This window comes from Massilia sp. LjRoot122 (assembly GCF_964252725.1).
Classification (GTDB): domain Bacteria; phylum Pseudomonadota; class Gammaproteobacteria; order Burkholderiales; family Burkholderiaceae_D; genus Telluria.
Genome location: NZ_CAXUPB020000001.1, coordinates 582436 through 602361, shown reverse-complemented (window position 1 = coordinate 602361; position 19926 = coordinate 582436). Strand labels below are relative to the sequence as shown.

17 protein-coding genes and 1 tRNA gene are annotated in these 19926 nt (G+C 66.2%); 11 read left to right on the top strand and 7 right to left on the bottom strand.

The window, feature by feature from the left end:
• Positions 1-12: 12 nt before the first annotated feature.
• Positions 13-702 (bottom strand): 2OG-Fe(II) oxygenase, encoded by a 690-nt coding sequence (locus ACSQ25_RS02640; RefSeq protein WP_436104163.1) that lies wholly within the window; start codon positions 700-702, stop codon positions 13-15.
• Positions 699-1763: a bifunctional DNA-binding transcriptional regulator/O6-methylguanine-DNA methyltransferase Ada gene (gene ada / locus ACSQ25_RS02635; RefSeq protein ID WP_436104162.1), complete on the bottom strand. Its 1065-nt coding sequence runs from the start codon at positions 1761-1763 to the stop codon at positions 699-701. Before ada ends, ACSQ25_RS02640 begins: the two co-directional genes overlap by 4 nt.
• A gap of 137 nt (positions 1764-1900) precedes the next feature.
• Between ada and hutC the strand changes: the two genes are divergently transcribed.
• From hutC to ACSQ25_RS02590, 9 genes are all read left to right on the top strand, one after another.
• On the top strand, positions 1901-2617 hold the full coding sequence (gene hutC, locus ACSQ25_RS02630) for a histidine utilization repressor (protein ID WP_436104161.1): 717 nt from the start codon (positions 1901-1903) through the stop codon (positions 2615-2617).
• Between the two features lie 82 nt (positions 2618-2699).
• Positions 2700-3119, top strand: coding sequence for a response regulator (locus tag ACSQ25_RS02625; RefSeq protein ID WP_436104160.1), 420 nt, complete (start codon positions 2700-2702; stop codon positions 3117-3119).
• A gap of 227 nt (positions 3120-3346) precedes the next feature.
• Positions 3347-3673 carry a thioredoxin TrxA gene (trxA, locus tag ACSQ25_RS02620; protein ID WP_436104159.1) on the top strand — a complete coding sequence of 109 codons (327 nt, stop codon included), beginning with the start codon at positions 3347-3349 and terminating at the stop codon, positions 3671-3673.
• 141 nt (positions 3674-3814) lie between these two features.
• Positions 3815-5077 (top strand): transcription termination factor Rho, encoded by a 1263-nt coding sequence (gene rho, locus ACSQ25_RS02615; protein WP_312512806.1) that lies wholly within the window; start codon positions 3815-3817, stop codon positions 5075-5077.
• Between the two features lie 236 nt (positions 5078-5313).
• Entirely contained in the window at positions 5314-7041 is a 1728-nt protein-coding gene (locus tag ACSQ25_RS02610; RefSeq protein ID WP_436104158.1) for a methyl-accepting chemotaxis protein, read from the top strand.
• Between the two features lie 162 nt (positions 7042-7203).
• Complete coding sequence (locus ACSQ25_RS02605) at positions 7204-7473, top strand: type B 50S ribosomal protein L31 (protein ID WP_436104157.1); 270 nt, start codon at positions 7204-7206, stop codon at positions 7471-7473.
• Between the two features lie 124 nt (positions 7474-7597).
• On the top strand, positions 7598-9316 hold the full coding sequence (locus ACSQ25_RS02600) for an ArnT family glycosyltransferase (protein ID WP_436104156.1): 1719 nt from the start codon (positions 7598-7600) through the stop codon (positions 9314-9316).
• A 236-nt stretch (positions 9317-9552) separates the two neighbouring features.
• Positions 9553-10020, top strand: coding sequence for a hypothetical protein (locus ACSQ25_RS02595; protein ID WP_436104155.1), 468 nt, complete (start codon positions 9553-9555; stop codon positions 10018-10020).
• Positions 10021-10080: 60 nt separating this feature from the next.
• A tRNA-Leu gene (locus ACSQ25_RS02590) sits at positions 10081-10165 on the top strand.
• Between the two features lie 102 nt (positions 10166-10267).
• Here ACSQ25_RS02590 and ACSQ25_RS02585 read toward each other — a convergent pair.
• Positions 10268-11026 (bottom strand): substrate-binding periplasmic protein, encoded by a 759-nt coding sequence (locus ACSQ25_RS02585; protein ID WP_436104154.1) that lies wholly within the window; start codon positions 11024-11026, stop codon positions 10268-10270.
• A 245-nt stretch (positions 11027-11271) separates the two neighbouring features.
• Between ACSQ25_RS02585 and ACSQ25_RS02580 the strand changes: the two genes are divergently transcribed.
• Both ACSQ25_RS02580 and ACSQ25_RS02575 read left to right on the top strand, forming a co-directional pair.
• Positions 11272-14604 carry an MHYT domain-containing protein gene (locus ACSQ25_RS02580; protein ID WP_436104153.1) on the top strand — a complete coding sequence of 1111 codons (3333 nt, stop codon included), beginning with the start codon at positions 11272-11274 and terminating at the stop codon, positions 14602-14604.
• A 6-nt stretch (positions 14605-14610) separates the two neighbouring features.
• A complete protein-coding gene (locus ACSQ25_RS02575; protein WP_436104152.1) occupies positions 14611-15603 on the top strand; it encodes a response regulator in 993 nt (330 codons plus the stop codon).
• Here ACSQ25_RS02575 and ACSQ25_RS02570 read toward each other — a convergent pair.
• From ACSQ25_RS02570 to gmd, 4 genes are read right to left on the bottom strand one after another with little or no spacing between them, the layout of a single operon-like run.
• Positions 15600-16769 (bottom strand): glycosyltransferase family 4 protein, encoded by a 1170-nt coding sequence (locus tag ACSQ25_RS02570; RefSeq protein ID WP_436104151.1) that lies wholly within the window; start codon positions 16767-16769, stop codon positions 15600-15602. The genes ACSQ25_RS02575 and ACSQ25_RS02570 overlap by 4 nt on opposite strands.
• A 9-nt stretch (positions 16770-16778) precedes the next feature.
• A complete protein-coding gene (locus tag ACSQ25_RS02565) occupies positions 16779-17879 on the bottom strand; it encodes a glycosyltransferase family 4 protein (protein WP_436104150.1) in 1101 nt (366 codons plus the stop codon).
• A 38-nt stretch (positions 17880-17917) separates the two neighbouring features.
• The gene (locus ACSQ25_RS02560; protein WP_436104149.1) at positions 17918-18850 is read right to left on the bottom strand and encodes a GDP-mannose 4,6-dehydratase; all 933 of its coding nucleotides are present in this window, start codon (positions 18848-18850) and stop codon (positions 17918-17920) included.
• A 12-nt stretch (positions 18851-18862) separates the two neighbouring features.
• Positions 18863-19906, bottom strand: a complete 1044-nt coding sequence (gene gmd, locus ACSQ25_RS02555; RefSeq protein ID WP_436104148.1) for a GDP-mannose 4,6-dehydratase — start codon at positions 19904-19906, stop codon at positions 18863-18865.
• Positions 19907-19926: the final 20 nt, after the last annotated feature.

Here is a 19926-nt window from a genome sequence, read left to right as displayed (position 1 = left end):
CATAGTCGCGCTCTAGCCTGCGTCGTGGAAGATGATCCCCAGTGTGTGCCGGGTGCCGCGCCGCAGCCGGCTGACGCCATGGCGCATCGCCACCCGGTAGACCCCGCGCGTGCCCTGCACCGGCCGCTGATTCACTGCGAAGACGACCGCATCGCCCTGCCCCAGCGGCACCACCTCGGCCCGGGACTGCATGCGGGGGCGCTGCTCCGTCAATACGAATTCGCCGCCCTCGAAATCCTCGCCGGGCCGGGACAGCAGCAGCGCCACCTGCAGCGGGAACACCAGCTCGCCGTACAGGTCCTGGTGCAGGCAGTTGTAGTCGCCTTCGCGGTAGCGCAGCAGCAGCGGGGTCGGCTTGACCTGGCCGGCCGCATGGCAGCGCGCCAGGTAGTCCGCATGCGCTTCGGGAAAACGGGTGTCGATGCCGAGTACCTCATGCCAGCGGTTGGCGATGGCGGCCAGCGGCGGATACAAGGCCGTGCGCAACGCCGCCAGCGGCGCCGGCAGCGGGTAGGCGAAATACTGGTACTCGCCGCGCCCGAAACCATGCTGCTGCATCAGCACCCGGCTGCGGAACAGGGCCGGCCGCTCGTACAGCGCGGCGGCGGCTGCGCAATCCTGCGGCGCCAGCAGGCCGGGAATGAGGGCACAGCCGAAGGCGTCGAGGTCGTCGGCCACGCGGCTCCAGTCGACCTCGATCACTGCCCCGCCTCGCGGTCGAGCAGGGTGCGCTTGCGTTCGATTCCCCAGCGGTAGCCGGACAGCGCGCCATCGGTGCGCACCACGCGGTGGCAGGGAATCGCCACCGCCACCGGATTGGCGGCGCAGGCGCCGGCGACCGCGCGCGCCGCCGTCGGCATGCCGAGCCGTTCCGCCAGTTCGCTGTAGCTGACGGTGGAGCCCGCGGGAACCGCGCGCAACGCTTCCCATACGCGGCGCTGGAAGGCGGTGCCGCGTACGTCGAGCGGCAGGTCGAGCCCGAGGCGCGGCGCCTCGACCAAGCCGACCACCTGCGCCACCGTGCGCTCGTAGCCGGCCTCCGCGCCGATCAACTCGGCCTGCGGGAAGCGTTCCTGCAGGTCGTGCACCAGCGGCTCGGGTTCGTCGCCGATCAGGATCGCGCAGATGCCGCGCTCCGTGCTGGCCACCAGGATCGCGCCGAGCGAACAGGCGGCGACGGCGAAGCGGATGGTTTCGCCCTGCCCGCCCGCGCGGTAGCGGCCCGGCGTCATGCCCAGCAGTCCGGTACTGGCATCGTAGAAGCGACCGCTCGAGCCGAAGCCGGCCTCGTACAGCGCGTCGGTGACGCTCGGCGCCGCCGCCAGCCCCTGCTGCAGGCGGGCGGCGCGGCGTGCGCCGGCATAGGCCTTCGGCGTGATGCCGGTGTGGGCCTTGAAGATGCGGTGGAAGTGGAAGCGGCTCATGCCGACCGCCTGCGCCAGGCTGTCGAGGTCGGGAGCCTCCTCGGCGGCGTCGATCAGGCGGCAGGCCTGCGCCACGGCCGCCGCCTGGCGCTCGGCCAGCGGCGGCTGCCCCGGCTTGCAGCGCAGGCAGGCGCGAAAGCCGGCCGCTTCGGCGTCGGCCGGGCTGGCGTGGAAGGCGACGTTGGCGCGCAGTGCGCCGCGCGAGGGGCAGGAGGGCCGGCAGTACACGCCCGTGCTGCGCACGGAATAATAGAACTGGCCGTCGGCGTCGCGGTCGCGGCGCTGCACGGCGGCCCAGCGCGCCTCGTCGGTATCAAAGATGCTGGTCATGGCTGTCATGATGATTCCCGGTTGCTGATGGATGCACACAGCGTAGCGCCCGGCCTGCGCCGGGGCACTCCGGGTCTTGCTTTCGAATTGCGGTGCTAGAATCCGGTGTCGCGGCAGCTCGCCGCCCATGCTTCCCGGAGAGTAGTTTGGAAGAACCGATCGCGCAAGACAGCACCCCCATTTTCCAGCGAATCAAGGATTACCTGGTCGGCGAAATCGCGTCCGGCCGCTGGAAAGAAGGCGACCTGGTGCCCTCCGAGCAGGCGCTGGTGCGCCAGTTCGGGGTCTCGCGCATGACCGTCAACCGCGCGGTCCGCGAGCTGACCGCCGAGCAGGTGCTGACCCGGCGCCAGGGCTCGGGCACCTATGTGGCACCGCAGAAATACCAGGCGACCCTGGTCGAGATCCGCAACATCGCCGACGAGATCCGCGCGCGCGGCCGTGCCCACCGCAGCCATTTGCGCCTGTTGCGCGCCGAGATTGCCACCGACGAGCTGGCGGCCGAGTTCGAGCTGGCGCCCGGCGTCACGCTGTACCACTCGATCATCGTCCACTTCGAGAACGACGTGCCGATCCAGGTCGAGGACCGCTGGGTCAACCCGGACTGCGCGCCGAGCTACCTGGAGCAGGATTTCGGCAGCATCACCCCGAACGAGCACCTGATGGCGGCCGCGCCGCTGCAGGGCGCGACCTATGGCATCGAGGCCCAGCCGGCGCCGCCTGAAGTGGCGGGCATGCTGGCGATCGGCGCAGGCCTGCCCTGCCTGGTACTGCACCGCCGCACCACCTCGGGCGACCGGGTCGCCTCCGTGGCCACGATGTGGCATCCAGGCCACTTGGCGCGGTTTACGGGCAGCGTTTGAGGCCAGCGTTGTTCAATATCTCCACGAGAGTGGAAAACTTCGCCATAATGGCTCCCTTCCAAACGCCGCCTACCCATTCCGCATGAAGCCATCCTTCTCGCCCGCACCGCATGCCGCCCCGCGCCGCGTGCTGCTGCTCGACGATGACCGCTTCATGCTCGATGTGCTGCGCGACATGCTCGACCTGCTCGACACGGGCGACGGGGCCGGTCCTTTCGACATCCATGCCGAGATCGATGCGCGGCGCGCGCTGGCCGCCCTGCCGCGCCACGCGCCCGAACTCCTGATCTGCGACCTGGCGATGCCCGAGATGGACGGCATCGAGTTCCTGCAGGCGGCGGCGCGCCAGGGTTTCAATGGCCGCGTGATCCTGGTGTCGGCGCTGGAAGACGGCGTGCGCAACGCCGCCACCGAGCTGGCGCGCGCCCTCGGTCTGCAGGTGGCAGGGGCCTTCCGCAAGCCGCTGGCGATCGAGCAGTTGCGGCGGGCGGTGCAATGTTGAGATTTTGTACAAACCGACCCACACTTTTTGAAAAAATGGGGTATTATTCGGCACATCCCCGCCTGACACCCCCTGCCGTCTTTCCATATTGAATTTTGCACACAGTGCCTCCACCATTGTGTAGCAGCTAGTTATTCGATTAGCAGGTCGCGAAGTCGGCCAGGACCACGCAGGTTCGGCATTGGCCGCCAGGCGTTAATTGATCCTTACCTCTTTTGAGGAACATAATGAGCGAAAATATCAAACACATCACCGATGCAAGCTTCGATGCCGAAGTGCTCAAGTCCGAGCTCCCGGTCCTGGTCGATTTCTGGGCCGAGTGGTGCGGCCCGTGCAAGATGATTGCACCGATCCTGGAAGAAGTTGCCCAGCAATACGCTGGCAAGCTGGTGGTGGCCAAGGTCGACGTCGACGCCAACCAGGCCGTACCGGCCCAGTTCGGCATCCGCGGTATCCCGACCCTGATCCTGTTCAAGAACGGCGAAGCAGCAGCGCAGAAGGTTGGCGCCATGGCCAAGGGCCAGCTGGTTCAGTTCATCGACAGCAACATCTGATACTGTTACCATGAGCGGCGGCAGCGCGCCCGCGTTGCCGTCATGTCGGGAAGCCTCGGCTCCGGTGCTTCCCAGCTTTAAATAGACCACGTAGTTCCCTCCCCTACCTTTACTTTCCCGTCACGGGACACCCACACAAACATGCATTTATCTGAACTGAAGGCAATGCACGTCTCCGCACTGCTGGAGATGGCCATCGGCCTCGACATCGACAACGCAGCCCGCCTGCGCAAACAGGAACTGATGTTCGCGATCCTGAAGAAGCGCGCGAAAGGCGGCGAACAGATCTTCGGCGACGGCGCCCTCGAGGTGCTGCCGGACGGCTTCGGCTTCCTGCGCTCGCCGGACGCCAGCTACATGGCCTCGACCGACGACATCTACATCTCGCCGTCGCAGATCCGCCGGTTCAACTTGCATACGGGTGACTCGATCGAAGGCGAAGTGCGTACGCCGAAGGACGGCGAGCGCTACTTCGCGCTGGTGAAGGTGGACAAGGTCAACGGCGAATCGCCGGAAGCCTCGAAGCACCGCATCCTGTTCGAAAACCTGACCCCGCTGCACCCGAACGAGCCGCTGCGTCTCGAGCGCGACATGAACGGCGCCGAGAACATCACCGGCCGCATCGTCGACCTGATCTCGCCGATCGGCAAGGGCCAGCGCGGCCTGCTGGTGGCCTCGCCGAAGTCGGGCAAGTCGGTCATGCTGCAGCACATCGCCCACGCGATCACCGCCAACCACCCGGACGTGACCCTGATCGTCCTGCTGATCGACGAGCGTCCTGAAGAAGTGACCGAGATGCAGCGTTCGGTACGCGGCGAAGTGGTCGCCTCGACCTTTGACGAACCGGCCACCCGCCACGTGCAGGTCGCCGAGATGGTGCTGGAAAAAGCCAAGCGCCTGGTCGAGATGAAGAAGGACGTCGTGATCCTGCTGGACTCGATCACCCGCCTGGCGCGTGCCTACAACACCGTGATCCCGGCCTCGGGCAAGGTGCTGACCGGCGGTGTCGACGCCAACGCACTGCAGCGTCCGAAGCGCTTCTTCGGCGCCGCCCGTAACGTCGAGGAAGGCGGCTCGCTGACCATCGTCGCGACCGCGCTGATCGAGACCGGCTCGCGCATGGACGACGTGATCTACGAAGAATTCAAGGGCACCGGCAACATGGAAGTGCACCTCGAGCGCCGTCTGGCCGAGAAGCGCGTCTACCCGGCGATCAACCTGAACAAGTCGGGTACCCGCCGCGAAGAGCTGCTGATCAAGCCGGACCAGCTCCAGAAAATCTGGATCCTGCGCAAGCTGCTGTACTCGATGGACGAGATCGAGGCGATGGAGTTCATCCTCGACAAGATGCGCGCGACCAAGAACAATGTCGAGTTCTTCGACATGATGCGCCGCGGCGGCTAAGCGGCCGCAGGTTCGCGCACCATGCCGGCACTCCGCCGGCATGCGCCAGAAACGGATTCACGTAGCGCGTGAGTCCGTTTTTTTATTTGGCGCAGCGATGCATGAGGTTCACGTTGCTGTAAAGACACATCTCTCATGTTTAACGCATAATTCATTTGTCATGACTATATCTATTGCATAAGAGCATCAGCCTCATGCTAGTGTTGCGAGCTTTACAATCAGTCGCCGAAACACACATGACTTCCTGGACAATGAAAAAAACCTTTACCTGGGCCGTGCTCGGATGGATCGCACTGGCCCTCGTGTTCGCCCTGACGCTGTATCGCGTCGGGCAAACGCAGGCGCAGGTCTCGCACGCCTACGAGGTGCGTTACCAGTCCTATATCCTGGCCGACGAGCTGCGCCAGAGTTCGGACGACCTGACCCGCCTGGCGCGCACCTATGTGGTTACCGGCGACGCCAGGTACGAACAGCAATACCTCGACATCCTAGACATCCGCAACGGCAAGAAGCCGCGCCCCCAGCATTACGAGCGCATCTATTGGGATTTCGTGGCCGCCGGCGAGAGCAAGCCGCGCCCGGATAGCGTCGCGATCTCGCTCAATGAGCTGATGAAGCAGGCCGGCTTCTCGCAACAGGAATTCGCGAAGCTGAAGGAAGCCCAGGACAACTCGGACGCCCTGGTCAAGACCGAGGTGGTGGCCATGAATGCCGTGAAAGGCCTGTTCGACGACGGCAGCGGACGCTTCGTGCCGAAGGACGGCCCGGACATGGAAATGGCGCGCCAGCTGGTGCACAGCAATGACTACCACCGCTTCAAGGCGCAGATCATGAAGCCGGTGGACGCCTTCTTCCAGCTGCTCGACGAACGCACCCGTCTGGCCGTGGCCGCCGCGGAACAGGCAAGCCGGCAAGCCTTCGTCGCGGCCGCCGCGCTGCTGCTGTTGTCGGTGCTGGCCGTCGCCGCCGGACTGTGCCTGCTGTACCGCCGCCTGAGCCGGCAGCTCGGCGCGGAACCGGCCACCGCCCAGCACCTCGCCGGTGAAATTGCCGAAGGCAACCTTGCAGTGGCCATCGAACTGCGCCGCGACGACCAGGCCAGCCTGCTGCGCGCCATGCAGAAGATGCGCGACAACCTGGCCCAGGTGATCGGCGAATTGCGTCACGGCACCCAGACCATCGCCACGGTGTCGGGCCAGATCGCCGCCGGCAACCGCGACCTGTCGGACCGTACCGAACAGCAGGCCAGCGCGCTGGAAGAAACCGCCTCGTCCATGGAAGAACTGACCTCCACGGTGCGCCAGAACGCCGACAACGCAAGGCAGGCCAATGAACTGGCGCTGACCGCTTCGCAGGTCGCCGCCAAGGGTGGCGCCGTGGTGGCGCAGGTGGTGGACACCATGGGATCGATCGACGCGTCCTCGCGCAAGATCGTCGACATCATCGGCGTGATCGACGGCATCGCTTTCCAGACCAACATCCTGGCGCTGAACGCCGCCGTGGAAGCGGCGCGTGCCGGCGAGCAAGGCCGCGGCTTCGCGGTCGTGGCGTCGGAGGTGCGTTCGCTGGCCCAGCGCTCGGCCGCCGCCGCCAAGGAAATCAAGGAACTGATCAATGACTCGGTCGGTCAGGTCGAAGTCGGCAGCAGGCTGGTGAACGAAGCCGGCATGACGATGACCGAAGTGGTCGACAGCGTCCGGCGCGTGACCGGCATCATGGGCGAAATCATGACCGCCAGCCAGGAGCAGAGCGCCGGCATCGACCAGATCAACCACGCGATCAGCGGCATGGACCACGGTACCCAGCAGAACGCAACGCTGGTGGAGCAGGCGGCAGCGGCCTCGCAGGCGATGCTCGACCAGGCCCGCCGCCTGGCCGAGGTGGCCAGCATTTTCAGGCTCGAGGGCCAGCTTGAGGCGGTGGCGCTGCGGCGCAGGGCGCTGCCCGCGCCGCTTGCCGAATAAGCAAGGCTGGCAGCGTTTACCGGCCCTGGCATTGCCTCGGCCGGCAAACCAATCTATAATCGCCGGTTCAGTCCAACCCCTGGCAAGTGATCGGCAATCGGGTCAAGAAGCAGGACGACCGACGAAGTGCCGTTTGGCTACCAACTTAGAGAAAGCAATATCATGAAGAACGATATCCATCCGGATTACCGCGAAGTTGTGTTCCACGACCTGTCGTGCGATTTCAAGTTCATCACCCGCTCGACCATCAACACCCGCGACACCATCAACTTCGAAGGCAAGGATTACCCGCTGATCAAGATCGAAGTCTCGGCTGAATCGCACCCGTTCTACACCGGCAAGCACAAGATCGTCGACACCGCTGGTCGCGTCGAGAAGTTCCGCCAGAAGTTCGGTACCGTCGGTTCGAAGACCTCGGTCGCCAACGGCTAATCGCCCAGCTAGCATGCAAGCCCCGGGCGCCAGCGTCCGGAGTTGCCAAAAAAGAAGCCGGTTCTCCGGCTTCTTTTTTTTTCGCGGCTATACTACGCGACTATTCTTTCCGCTTCACTGAACGATGAAACCCGTCCGCCTTCCCGCCGCCGCCACACTGGCGCTGCCCCGCTGGGCCCTGCTCGCGCTGGGCATGCTGTACATCCTGCCGGGCCTGATCGGCCGCCATCCCTGGAAAGAGGACGCGGGCAGCTTCGGCATCATGTGGACCATGGCGCATGGCGGCTTCGCCGACTGGCTCTATCCCAACATCGCCGGCCTCGCCGCCGCCGAGCAAGGCCCGCTGGCCTTCTGGCTGGGCGCCCTGTGCATCAAGCTGTTCGGCTGGATCCTGGGCGACGTGCTGGCGGCGCGCGTGTCGACCATCGGCATCTTCGTCACCGGCGCCATGTCGCTCTGGTACACCGCCTTCCACCTGGGCCGCCGCGCCGAGGCCCAGCCGCTGCGCCTGGCCTTCGGCGGCCAGCCCGAACCGGACGACTACGGCCGCACCTTGGGCGATACCGCGGTCCTGATCTACCTCGGCTGCCTCGGCCTGCTGGTGCAGAGCCACCTGACCCTGGCCGCGACCCTGCAGGGCGCCCTGCTCGCCTATTTCCTGTACCGCGCGGTGCGCTACGTCGAGACCGCGTCGACCCGCAATGCCGTGCTGGTCGGCCTGTCGCTGGGCGCGCTCGCGCTCACGCGCGGCGTCCTGGCGCCGGCAGTGCTGGTGCTGGCGCTGTACGCCTGCACCCGCTACCTGAACCTGGCCACCCGTGAAACCCTGCGCCACATGGCGATCGCGGCCGGTGTCGGATTTCTTATCACCCTGGTCTGGATCGTGCCGGCAGCGCTCGCGCAACCCTACGGCCTGTCGCCGGTCGGCGAATGGCTGGACTGGAACGCGAGCCAGCTCGGCCTGCCCGGCCTGGCCTCGCTGAAGGGCTTCTTCCGCATCGGCGTATGGTTCTTCTGGCCGGCCTGGCCCTTCGCCCTGTGGGCAGTCTGGGCCTGGCGGCGCCAGCAGCACCTGCTGCACATCGTGATGCCGGTGATGTTCTTCATCGCCCTCAGCCTGCTGCTGCTGTGCGACCCGGAGCTGGAGAACGGCGACTTCCTCAAGATGCTGGCGCCGCTGGCGCTGATGGCCGCCTTCGGGCTGCCGACCATGAAGCGCGGCGCGATCAATGCGATCGACTGGTTCTCGGTGATGGTGCTGACCATCCTGGGCGCCCTGGTCTGGCTGTTCTGGATCGCCAAGCTCACCGGCTGGCCGGCCCAGCTGGCCAAGAACGCGCTCAAGCTGGTGCCGGGCTTCAAGCCGGAAGTCGGCATCATCGCCTTCCTGGTCGCGGCCGCGGCCAGCATCGGCTGGATCATGCTGGTCCAGTGGCGCCTGTCGCGCCAGCCTTCGGTGCTGTGGCGCGCGGTGGTACTGTCCTCGAGCGGGCTGATCCTGCTGTGGGTGCTGCTGATGACCCTGTTCCTGCCGGACCTGAACTACGGCAGGAGCTATGCCGGCGTCGCCCAGCAGATCGCGGCAGCCCTGCCGCATGACGCCGACTGCATCGAGACCAATGTCGGCCCGGCCCAGCGCGCCTCCTTCGCCTACTTCGGCCGCCTGCCCTTCGCCGGCCTGGCGGGCGGGCGCTGCAACTATGTGCTGCTGCAGGACAATATCAAAGACCGCAATGAGGACATGATCGCGCGCCGTCACGGCCTGCGCGGCAGCCCGGTGCTGTGGGAAGGCCGGCGCGCTTCCGACCGCAGCGAACGCTTCCGCCTGTTCCAGCGCCGCTGACTTTTCGCTCTCCTCCATAGGCCGCCCGCCTCAGCGCCGGCGGCCTTTTTGCATCTGGCACGATTCCTGCATGTTTTTCATCAGTGCGCGGCAGGCCAGCCTGATATGAGAACCTATGCATGCAAGGCGGCGCAATTGAGCGGAGTCAACGGTTCTGAAGGGCTGGGTGTCACAATAAAACAGGTCGTTTTTTGTGTCACAGGCCAAACGTTCAAACAGCGCTGCGAGGAGACACAATGAAAAGCGTTACTTTTTCTGAAATCGTAAGGATTCGTGAACGGCCCTTCTTTTTGCGCCGTCCCGCCACCTGGCGGCAGCTGCTTCCCTGGGCCCTGACCCTGGCAGTCGGCCTGCCGCTGCTGATGCTGGCGCTGCACGCCATCGACCCGGAGACCCCGCTGTCCTTCATCGTGCTGCCGGCGCTGGCCGGCGGATTGATGCCGGTTGCCATGATGGGGCCGGGGCGCTTCGAAATGCGCACTCGCTTCGATGCCCATTACATGATCAGCGCGCTCGACGAAGCCCTGGTCTCGCTCGGCTACCGCCGCACGGAGTCCGATCCCGACCGCATCAGCTATTTCCGCCCCCAGCCCTGGCTGCGCGGCCGCGAGGGCTCGATCCGGGTGGCGGTCCAGCCGCACACCTTGGAAGTGGTCGGGCCGGTAGGCAGCCTGCGCCTGCTGCAGCAGCGTATTGCATGCTGAGCGGTTCGCGGCACTGGTCATTCCTGCAATCGATGTGCTAAGATGCGCCCCTGCTATTGGGCCTCTGTGGCGGAATTGGTAGACGCACTTGACTCAAAATCAAGCGCCGTAAGGCGTGCCGGTTCGATTCCGGCCGGAGGCACCACAATTCACATTTCGCAGCAAACTGAAAACCCGCATCCCTGCAAAGAGTGCGGGTTTTTTTGTTGTCGATATTTCTTACACCTAAGATATAGGCAAGCTGCCCTCACGGTTGCCTGAGCGGCTGTCCCCAGTTCTCGTAGCTGCGTTCGATGCGGCGCCCGGTACCGTCACGCGCGATCGATTCGAAGGCCGCGTTCAGGCGGGCGACCACGGTGTCGGGCACGCCACGGTTGCAGGCCAGGTAGACCTCGATACGCTTGAACACCAGCAGCGGCACGATCTTCTTGTCGTAGCCATAACGGGCCAGGATCGTGCTGCCGCTGCGCAGGCTGGCAGCCCACAGGTCGATGCGGTCGAGCAGCAGTTTGCCGGCATTCGCCAGGTCTTCGTTGGCGGCATCGACGCGGAATCCCCGTGCTCGCAGGTAGGCGTCGCGGGCGTCGCCGTTGTAGGTGCCGATGCGCAGGCCCCTGGCATCCTCGAGGCTGCGCAGTTTCAGCTTGCTGTCGGCGCGCCCCATCAACACCCACTCGCCGATGGCGGTCGGCCCCACCCATTTGAACAAAGCTTCCCGCTCCGGCGTGCGCGAGGTCGAATACACGCAGGCGTCCGGGCGTTGCTGCGCGGCCAGGTAGGCGCGCTTCCACGGCAGCAAGTCGATGCTGTAGTCGATTCCGGCGCGCTGCATGGCTTCGCGCACCTTGTCGGTGGCGATGCCGATCACGCGCCTGCCGTCCAGCATGCTCGACGGCGCCGAGGTTTCGGTCGTGATATACAACCGCGGCCTGGCGGCGGCGGCTTCGACGGCGCCGGCCGCAGCGCTGACCATGGCGAGTGCAATCGCAAGATATCGAATATGCAAGATATTTCCCTGACTGGACGGCTGGTCGGACGAATGACTGATGATAAATGCAGGGTAGCACTAGCAAGAATTTTTCCGCAATGCATGTCTTTACGTGAGGCTTTTGGGTGGCATATGCGCGACACATAAGCGGGTCAAACCCGCATGATTCCTGGCTTCAACAAGACTTTCCCTTACGAAAATGAGATACTGCTGAGACCATTCCCGGGCGCTGACCACTGCCCAACCACCGCACAAGCCGCCCCATGCTTCAAATATTTTCAGTTCCGGAAGATCCGTCGCTGCTCGCCTTTGGCATCTATGAACCCCGCTTCGTCCTGCTGTCGGTCCTGATCGCCATTTTCTCGTCCTGGATGGGCCTGCAGATCGCCGGCCAGGCGGCTGCCAGCCGCACCCATCGCGCCATCGTGCTCGGCAGTGGCAGCCTTGCCCTCGGCGCCGGGGTCTGGGCCATGCACTTCATTGGCATGCTGGCATTCAACCTGTGCACGCCGATCACCTATGACCCTGTGGTCACCATCCTGTCGGCGCTGCCCAGCATCGGCGCCTCGGCGGTGGCCTTGTCGCTGATCTCGCGCCAGCGCCTGGGCCCGGCCGGCCTGCTGGTGGGCGGCGTCGTGGTCGGCGCCGGCATCGGCGCCATGCACTATTCGGGCATGGCCGGCATGCAGATGAAGCTGGAACTGCACTACGACCCGGCCATGTTCGCGCTGTCGATCGTGGTCGCCGTGGTGCTGGCCACGCTGGCCCTGGGCGTGCGTTTCGGCCTGTCGCGCCTGAAGTCGCTGAGCGAATCGCGCCGCCTGCTGCTGGCGGCCATCGTGATGGGCTGCGCCATCGCCGGCATGCACTACACCGGCATGGCGGCCGCACGCTTCGTCGGCCAGGTCGAGCCGGGCGGCACCGGCTCCTCGAACAGCGACTTCCTCGCGCTCGCGATTTCGCTCATCACCGTGGTCTTCACCGGCCTGGTGCTGGCCGCCAACGGCCTGCTGCGCTACCGCCAGATGTTCCTCGAACTGCAGCGCAGCGAAGCCTGGATGCGCGCCCTCCTGACCACCACGGTGGACGGCGTGATCACCATCGCGCGCGACGGCAGCATCACCGAATTCAACGCCTCGGCCGAACGCATCTTCGGCTGGCGGCGCGACGAGATCATCGGCCGCAGCGCCAGCCTCCTGCTCGCCGATGACGATGCCGCCTCGCACGACGGCCTGGTGGGCATCATCGAGCACGGCTATACCGAAGCGCTTGCCGGCAGCAGCGAAATCATGGGCAAGCGCAAGGACGGCAGCCTGGTGCCGATCCGCCGCGCCATCGGCCACGCGCGCCTCGGCACCCAGGACCTGTTCGTCTGCTTCATCACCGACATCAGCGAACGCCGCGCCATCATGCAGGCGCTGCACGCCAGCGAGCAGCAGTTCCGCTCCCTGATCGGCAACATCCCGGGCATCTCCTTCCGTAGCGAGATCGATGGCGACTGGCCGATGATCTTCATCAGCGATGCGGTCGAACGCATCACCGGCTACCCTCCGGCCGATTTCATGGGCGATCCGCCGCGCCGCCCCTACGGCACCCTGATGCACGCGGCCGACCGCGTGCGCGTCAACGAAGAACTGGACGCCGCGCTGCGCGAAGACCGCCCCTACCTGGTCGAATACCGCCTGCTGCACCGGGACGGCAGCGTGCGCTGGCTCTGGGAAAACGGCAGCGGCGTGCGCAATGACGACGGCAAAATGACCTGGCTCGACGGCGTCATCCTCGACATCACCGAGCGCCGCGAAATGGAAGATGCGCTGCGCGAAGCCAAGGACAAGGCCGAGCAGGCCGCCGCCGCGCGCGCAAGCTTCGTGGCCAACATGAGCCACGAGATCCGTACGCCGATGAATTCGATCCTGGGCTTCACCGACGTGCTGCTCGATGGTGAACTCAACAAGGAACAGCGGCGCCACCTGGACACCATCCGCAATGCCGGCCGCTCCCTGCTGCGCCTGCTCAACGAGATCCTCGACACCGCCAAGCTGGAAAAAGGCGCGGTGGAGCTCGAGCAGAACGACTACAACCTGCTGTCGCTGATCGACGAACTGTCGTCGACCCTGGCCGCCAACGCGCGCGCCAAGGGCCTGCACCTGGACATCCACTACGACCCGGCGCTGCCGACCGGCCTGCGCGGCGACGAGCTGCGCGTGCGCCAGGTGCTGACCAACCTGCTCGACAACGCGATCAAGTTCACCCCGAAGGGTACTGTCACCCTGCGCGTCCGCGCCGAGGGCGACCAGCTCTGCATCATCGTCAGCGACACCGGCATCGGCATCGCCCCGGAGCGCCTGCAGGCGATCTTCGACCCCTTCACCCAGGCCGACGCCTCGATGACGCGCCGCTTCGGCGGCACCGGCCTCGGCACCACGATCTGCAAGCAGCTGGTCGAGCTGATGGGCGGCCGGATCTGGGCCGAGAGCGAACTCGGCAAGGGAACCAGCTTCCACGTGCACCTGCCCCTGGTGCTGGCGCGCTTCGCCCAGCAGGCGCCGCGCGTGCGCAGCGCCGCCGTGCTGCCGCCGCTGCGCGTGCTGGCGGCCGACGACGTGCCGCAGAACCTGGAACTGCTGCAGCTCCTGATGACGCGCCGCGGCCATACCCTGACCGCCGTGGCTGACGGCGCGGCAGTGCTGGAACAGGCCAAGCGCGGCGACTTCGACCTGGTCCTGATGGACTTCCAGATGCCGACCCTCGACGGCCTGAGCGCCACCCGCGCGATCCGCGCCTTCGAGGCCGCCACCGGCAAGCGCCGCACGCCGGTGATCGCGATGACCGCCAGCGTGCTGGCCGAGCACCGCCGCGCCAGCGTCGAAGTGGGCATGGACGGCTTCGCCACCAAGCCGGTCGACTGGTTCTCGCTGTCGCACGAGATCGCGCGCGTGCTGGGCCTCGACCAGCAGCAGGCCGACAAGGATGCGCTCGCGCTCCCGGCCGCGGCGCGCGAGGTGCTGAACCGCCGCGCCGGCCTGCACCGCTGGGCCGACAAGGCCGACGTCTACGCCGAGGCGCTCGAGCACTTCGGCCGCCAGTACGGCGACCTCGCCACCACCCTGCAGATGCACGCGGCGGGCGGTTCGCACCAGGAACTGCGCATGCTGGCACACAGGGTGCGCGGCGTGGCCGCCAACGTCGGCCTGGAGCAGCTGTCGGACGCCCTGTCCAGGCTGGAGCAGGCCACCAATGCCGTGCCGACCGACGAGCGCGGGGCTGCCCAGGCATTGGAAGCGTCCACCGCGGCCCTGGCCGAGGCGCTCGCCGCGATCCGCGCCGGCAGCCCGCAGCCGACCTTGGCGCCCGAGGCGGCCCCGTTCGACCTGGCGCGCGCGCGCCGTGCCGGCGGCGTGCTGCTGCAGGCCCTGCGCCGCGGCGCCCTCGACGATGCCGCGCTGGCCGGACTGGTGGCGGCGCTGGCCGGGCACCCGGTCGCGCCGCGCGTCGCCCAGATCCAGGGCGCGATCGGCGACTTCGACTTCGACTCCGCCCTGGAACAGCTGGAAGCCGTGATGGCCACCCTGGGCGAACACGTACCACAGGATTGACCCCGCATGACCCAACCGAACAACCGCCCCCTGATCCTCGCGGTCGACGACGAGGCCAGCAACCTGCAGCTGCTGCGCCAGATCCTGCAAGACCACTACCGCCTGCTGTTCGCCAAGGATGGCGCGCGCGCGCTCGACCTGGCGCGCCAGGAGCGCCCCGACCTGGTGCTGCTCGACGTGATGATGCCGGGGATGTCAGGCTATGAAGTGTGCGCCTCGCTCAAGGCCAACCCCGATACCGCGGCGATCCCGGTGATCTTCGTGACCGCCCTGACCGACACCGCCGACGAGCTGGAAGGCTTCGAGGCCGGCGCGGTGGACTACATCACCAAGCCGGTCAGCCCGCCGGTCGTGCGGGCGCGCGTGCGCACCCACCTGTCGCTGGTGCGCATGGAAGAACTGCGCGCGACGCGCCTGGAAATCGTCCAGCGCCTCGGCCTGGCGGCCGAGTACAAGGACAACGAGACCGGCCTGCACGTGATCCGCATGAGCCACTTCTCGCGCATCCTCGGCATCGCCGCCGGCATGAGCGACGTGGAGGCCGACGACCTGCTGCACGCCGCGCCGATGCACGACGTCGGCAAGATCGGCATCCCCGACCGCATCCTGCAGAAGCCCGGTCCGCTCGATCCGGAAGAATGGAAGGTCATGCAGAGCCACGTGACGATCGGCGCCGAGATCATCGGCGAGCATGAGGGCGGGATGCTGGCGCTGGCCTCGCAGATCGCGCTGACCCACCACGAGAAGTACGACGGCAGCGGCTACCCGCAGGGGCTGCGCGGCGACGCGATCCCGCTGGCCGGGCGCATCGTGGCGATCGCCGACGTGTTCGACGCCCTGACCTCGGTGCGGCCGTACAAGAAAGCCTGGACCGAGCAGGAGGCGCTCGACTTCCTGCGCGAACAGAAAGGCCGCCACTTCGATCCGGCGCTGGTGGACCTGTTCATCGAACAGATGCCGGCGGTACGGGCGGTGCAGCAGCGCTGGGCCGAGGCCTAGCGGGTCGGCGGCAGGCCCGCCAATCCCACACGCCCTCCCGCATTCGCCGTCGCCCTGCGCGCCACCAGCTCCCGGTACAGGTCGGTATAGTTGGCCGCCATCTGCTCCGACGTGAACAGCGCGTGGTAGCGCTGTTCCGCGCGCGCCCCCATGCGGCGGGCCAGCTCCGGATCGTTCCACAGCACCTGCATCGCAGCGCGCAAGGCGGCGGGGTCCGAAGGCGGCACCACCAGCCCGGTCTCGTCGGCCAGGTTGATATAGGTGGTGCCGGTGCCGATCTCGCAGGAGATCATCGGCTTGCCGTACATGGCGGCTTCCAGCAGCGAAATGCCGAAGGCTTCCGAACGCAGGTGCGAGGGGAAGACCATGCCGTAGCACAGACTCAGCAAGGCGGCCTTGTCGGCTTCGTCCAGCGCGCCGGCGAACATCAGGTGCTTCAGTCCCAGGCGCGCGGCCTGTTCCTTCAAGGCCATTTCTTCCGGCCCGGTGCCGACGATTACGATCGGATAGTCCAGGCCCTTGGCCGCTTCCAGCAGGAAGCTCAGGCCCTTGTAGTAGCGCAGCACGCCCACGAACAGGAAGAACTTCGGTCCCAGCTTGGCCCGCCAGTGCGCCAGGCGGCAAGGCTCGACGTTCGGATAGGTGGACTTGTCCAGGCCGTAGGTGATGACACGTGCCTTGTCGCGGTAGCGCTGCAGCACCGGCGAGGACGCCAGGTAGTTGGGCGAGGCGGCGACGATGGTATCGACGCTGTCGAAGAAACGGTACTTGAGCGGCTGGTAGAGGCGCAGCCAGCGCTTCTGGCGCACGATGTCGGAGTGGTAGCTGACCACGGTCGGCTTGTTCACGCGCGCCAGGAAGTGCGCCAGGTCCATGAAGGGCCAGGGGAAGTGGTAGTGCACCACGTCGGCTTCGCGCGCCAGGCGTGCCAGCGCGCCCAGCGCCTGCAGCGAGCAGCCGTTCGAGGCGATCTCGAAGTTCAGCGGCGCGCGGACCACGGTATGGCCGTCGAACTGGAACGGCGCAAGGTTTTTCTGGCGCGACAGCGACAGCACGGTATTGCTCACGCCCAGGCGCGTCGTGCCGACGCACAGCTGGCGGATCACCTGTTCGATGCCGCCGACCGAGTCTGGATAGTAAGTCTTGTAGAAGTGAAGGACACGCATAGTGGAAGCTTACTGCGAAAGTACTGCACGGTACACCTCGGCGGTCTGCCGTGCGGTGGCCTGCCAGGTCAGTTGTTCGGCGCGCGCCCGTCCGGCGGCGATGCAGCGCCCGCGCTCACGGGTGTCGAGGGCAAGGGTCTTCAGCGCAGCGGCAAGCGCGCCGGTGTCGAGCGGATCGACGTCGAGTGCCGCGCCCTGCGTCACCTCGGGCAGCGAACTGGCGTTCGACGCGACCACCGGTACGCGCGAAGCGAAGGCCTCGACCACCGGGATGCCAAAGCCCTCGTACAGCGAAGGAAAAGCGAACACGCCCGCGCCGGCATAGATGTGGCGCAGCGCCTGCGGGTCGGTAAGTTTGTCGAGCCAGACCAGGTTCTCGCCGCCGGCCTGCGCGGCTTGCAGCCGGGCCACAAGTTGCTCGCAGCGCCAGCCGCGCGCACCCACCACCACCAGGGCGCGCTCGTCGCGCAGGGGCTTGGGCAGGCTCAGCCAGGCGTCGAGCAGGCGCTCGACGTTCTTGCGCGGTTGTAGCGTACCGACGGTGAGGAAATAGCCTGGGTTAAGCCGGACTTCGGCGAGCGTGGCGGCCACGGCCGCTTCGTCCGCAGGCAGGAGCCATTCGTCATCGACGCCGCAATAGACCACCGAGACGCGGTTCGGATTCACCCCGAAGCATTCGACCAGTTCGTCGATGGCGAAATGCGAGAGCGCGATCACGTGATCGGCCTTGGCCGTGGCCTTGCGCTGCAGCCAGTTCTTCATGCTGCGCAGGCGCGGGTTGCACCATTCGGGATACTTGATCGGCAGCGCGTCGTGCAAGGTGGCCACCACCGGGCAGTCCATGCGCACGATACGGTAGTCGGTGACGTGGAACAGGTCGGCCGGCATGTGGACGCGGTGGGCGCCGGGCGTGGCGAGGTCGACCAGCGAGGCGGTTTCGAAGGATTGCGGCATGGGCTGGCCGATGCTGATGCCGGTTCCACCAGAGCGCAGGCGCGGCCAGGAATACGGCAGCACGCTGCAGCCGGCACGCGGCAGGTGGCGCATCAGGGCACGGGTATAGACCCCGATGCCGTCCAGGCGGCCGCCGGTCAGGCCCGGTTCGATCATGGTCGTTCCGAGTCCGACGGTGAGACCGCCCGCACCACTCACGCCTGGTACATCCAGCGCAGCGTCTCGGACAGCGGCGTCGGGTCGAGTTGGCCGATGACGGCGGTCAGCTTGCTGTTGCTGCCTGACAGCGTGAGCACGTCGTTGGCGCGTACGAAGGCAGGGTTGACGTGCACGTCGATATGGTAGCCGGCGATCTCGCTCATCATGTCGATCAGGTTGGCCAGCGAGTGCGAGCTGCCCGAGCAGACGTTGAAGGCTTCGCCGGCGGGCGCCACGGCCATCAGGCGGCGGTAGGCGCGCGCCACCATGCGCACGTCGGAAAAGTCGCGCGCGATCGCCAGGTTGCCCAGCTCGATGCGTTTTTCGGTGCGCCGGAAGTGAGACACGATCTTCGGCAGCAGGAAGTTGTCGGTCTGGCCGACCCCGGTGTAATTGAATGGACGCGCGATGGTGATCGGCAGCTTGTCCATCCACAGGCGCGCCATGTATTCCATGGCCAGCTTGCTGACGGCATAGTCGTTGGCCGGCGCCGGCGGGACGTTCTCGTCGATGACGGGCACGCTGGCATTGCCGTAGATGTTGGCCGATGAGGCCAGCAGCACGCTGGTGGGCCGGTGCCTGCCATTGGCCAGCGCTTCCAGCAGGTTGCGCGTGCCGACGACGTTGACCCGGTAGATCAGTTCGGAATTCGTGTGGGCCACGAAGGCGATGCCGGCCAGGTGCGCGACCACGTCGGGCTGCACCTCGTCGACCATGCGCGCCACGGCCTCGCGGTCGCACAGGTCGACCGGGAAGATGTCGGGGCCAAGCTCTTCGCCCGGCATGACGGTGCCATAGACACGGTAGCCGGCGGCCGTCAGCTCCTGTGCCATGTAGTAGCCGGTGAAGCCGCGCAAGCCCGTGATGAGCGCGCGACGTCCCTCGCCTTCCCTCCCGCCGATGAACGCCGGGATGTCATCCGTGGCCATGCGTTCCATGGTTTAGAACGAGAATCCGATTTCGTTGCGACGCAGGTCGGCGTCGACCATCATCTGGCACAGGTCTTCGAGCGTGGTCTTCGGCTCCCAGCCGAGCACGCGCCTGGCCTTGGCCGGATCGCCGATCAGCAGGTCGACTTCGGCCGGGCGGTAGAACTTGGGCGACACGCGCACCAGGACCTTGCCGGTACGGGCGCAATGACCGACTTCGTTCTCGCCTTCGCCGCTGAATTCGACGCTGATGCCGGCGCCCTTGAAGGCCATGCTGACGAAGTCGCGTACGGTCTCGGTGCGGTTGGTGGCCAGCACGAAGGTGTCGGGCTCGTCGGCCTGCAGGATGCGCCACATGCCTTCGACATATTCCTTGGCATAGCCCCAGTCGCGCTTGGCGTCGAGGTTGCCCAGTTCGAGCACGTCGAGCTTGTTCAGGACGATCTTGGCGACCGAATCGGTGATCTTGCGGGTGACGAACTCGCGGCCGCGCAGCGGCGATTCGTGGTTGAACAGGATGCCGGAGGAACCGAAGATGCCGTAGGATTCGCGGTAGTTGACCGTCATCCAGTGTGCGTACAGCTTGGCGACGCCGTAGGGGCTGCGCGGATAGAACGGGGTTTCCTCGACCTGGGGAATGGCCTGCACCTTGCCGAACATCTCGGACGTGGAAGCCTGGTAGAAACGGATCTTCGGATTGATGATGCGGATCGCTTCCAGCAGGTTGACGGCGCCCAGGCCGGTGATCGAGGCGGTGGTGACCGGCTGCTCGAAGGACACGCCGACGAAGCTCTGCGCCGCCAGGTTATAGACCTCGTCCGGCTTGCTGCTGTCGACCAGGCGGATGCTGGACGACAGGTCGGTCAGGTCATACTCGACCAGCGCCAGGTTCGGGTGCTTGTCGATGCCGAGCTCTTCGATACGCCAGAAGTTGACCGAGCTGGAGCGGCGGAAGGTGCCGGTCACGTGGTAACCCTTTTCCAGGAGAATCTGCGCCAGGTAGGCGCCGTCCTGGCCGGTGATGCCAGTGATGAGGGCTCTTTTTGTTGTATGCATATTCTTGGGTACTTGAATGG

What these genes read in the sequence shown, in the direction of transcription:
- ada (WP_436104162.1), bottom strand. Translation starts at nt 1,763, where the DNA reads ATGACAGCCATGACCAGCATCTTTGATACCGACGAGGCGCGCTGGGCC.
- ACSQ25_RS02625 (WP_436104160.1), top strand. Translation starts at nt 2,700, where the DNA reads ATGAAGCCATCCTTCTCGCCCGCACCGCATGCCGCCCCGCGCCGCGTG.
- trxA (WP_436104159.1), top strand. Translation starts at nt 3,347, where the DNA reads ATGAGCGAAAATATCAAACACATCACCGATGCAAGCTTCGATGCCGAA.
- rho (WP_312512806.1), top strand. Translation starts at nt 3,815, where the DNA reads ATGCATTTATCTGAACTGAAGGCAATGCACGTCTCCGCACTGCTGGAG.
- ACSQ25_RS02610 (WP_436104158.1), top strand. Translation starts at nt 5,314, where the DNA reads ATGACTTCCTGGACAATGAAAAAAACCTTTACCTGGGCCGTGCTCGGA.
- ACSQ25_RS02605 (WP_436104157.1), top strand. Translation starts at nt 7,204, where the DNA reads ATGAAGAACGATATCCATCCGGATTACCGCGAAGTTGTGTTCCACGAC.
- ACSQ25_RS02600 (WP_436104156.1), top strand. Translation starts at nt 7,598, where the DNA reads ATGAAACCCGTCCGCCTTCCCGCCGCCGCCACACTGGCGCTGCCCCGC.
- ACSQ25_RS02595 (WP_436104155.1), top strand. Translation starts at nt 9,553, where the DNA reads ATGAAAAGCGTTACTTTTTCTGAAATCGTAAGGATTCGTGAACGGCCC.
- ACSQ25_RS02580 (WP_436104153.1), top strand. Translation starts at nt 11,272, where the DNA reads ATGCTTCAAATATTTTCAGTTCCGGAAGATCCGTCGCTGCTCGCCTTT.
- ACSQ25_RS02575 (WP_436104152.1), top strand. Translation starts at nt 14,611, where the DNA reads ATGACCCAACCGAACAACCGCCCCCTGATCCTCGCGGTCGACGACGAG.
- ACSQ25_RS02570 (WP_436104151.1), bottom strand. Translation starts at nt 16,769, where the DNA reads ATGCGTGTCCTTCACTTCTACAAGACTTACTATCCAGACTCGGTCGGC.
- ACSQ25_RS02565 (WP_436104150.1), bottom strand. Translation starts at nt 17,879, where the DNA reads ATGATCGAACCGGGCCTGACCGGCGGCCGCCTGGACGGCATCGGGGTC.
- ACSQ25_RS02560 (WP_436104149.1), bottom strand. Translation starts at nt 18,850, where the DNA reads ATGGCCACGGATGACATCCCGGCGTTCATCGGCGGGAGGGAAGGCGAG.
- gmd (WP_436104148.1), bottom strand. Translation starts at nt 19,906, where the DNA reads ATGCATACAACAAAAAGAGCCCTCATCACTGGCATCACCGGCCAGGAC.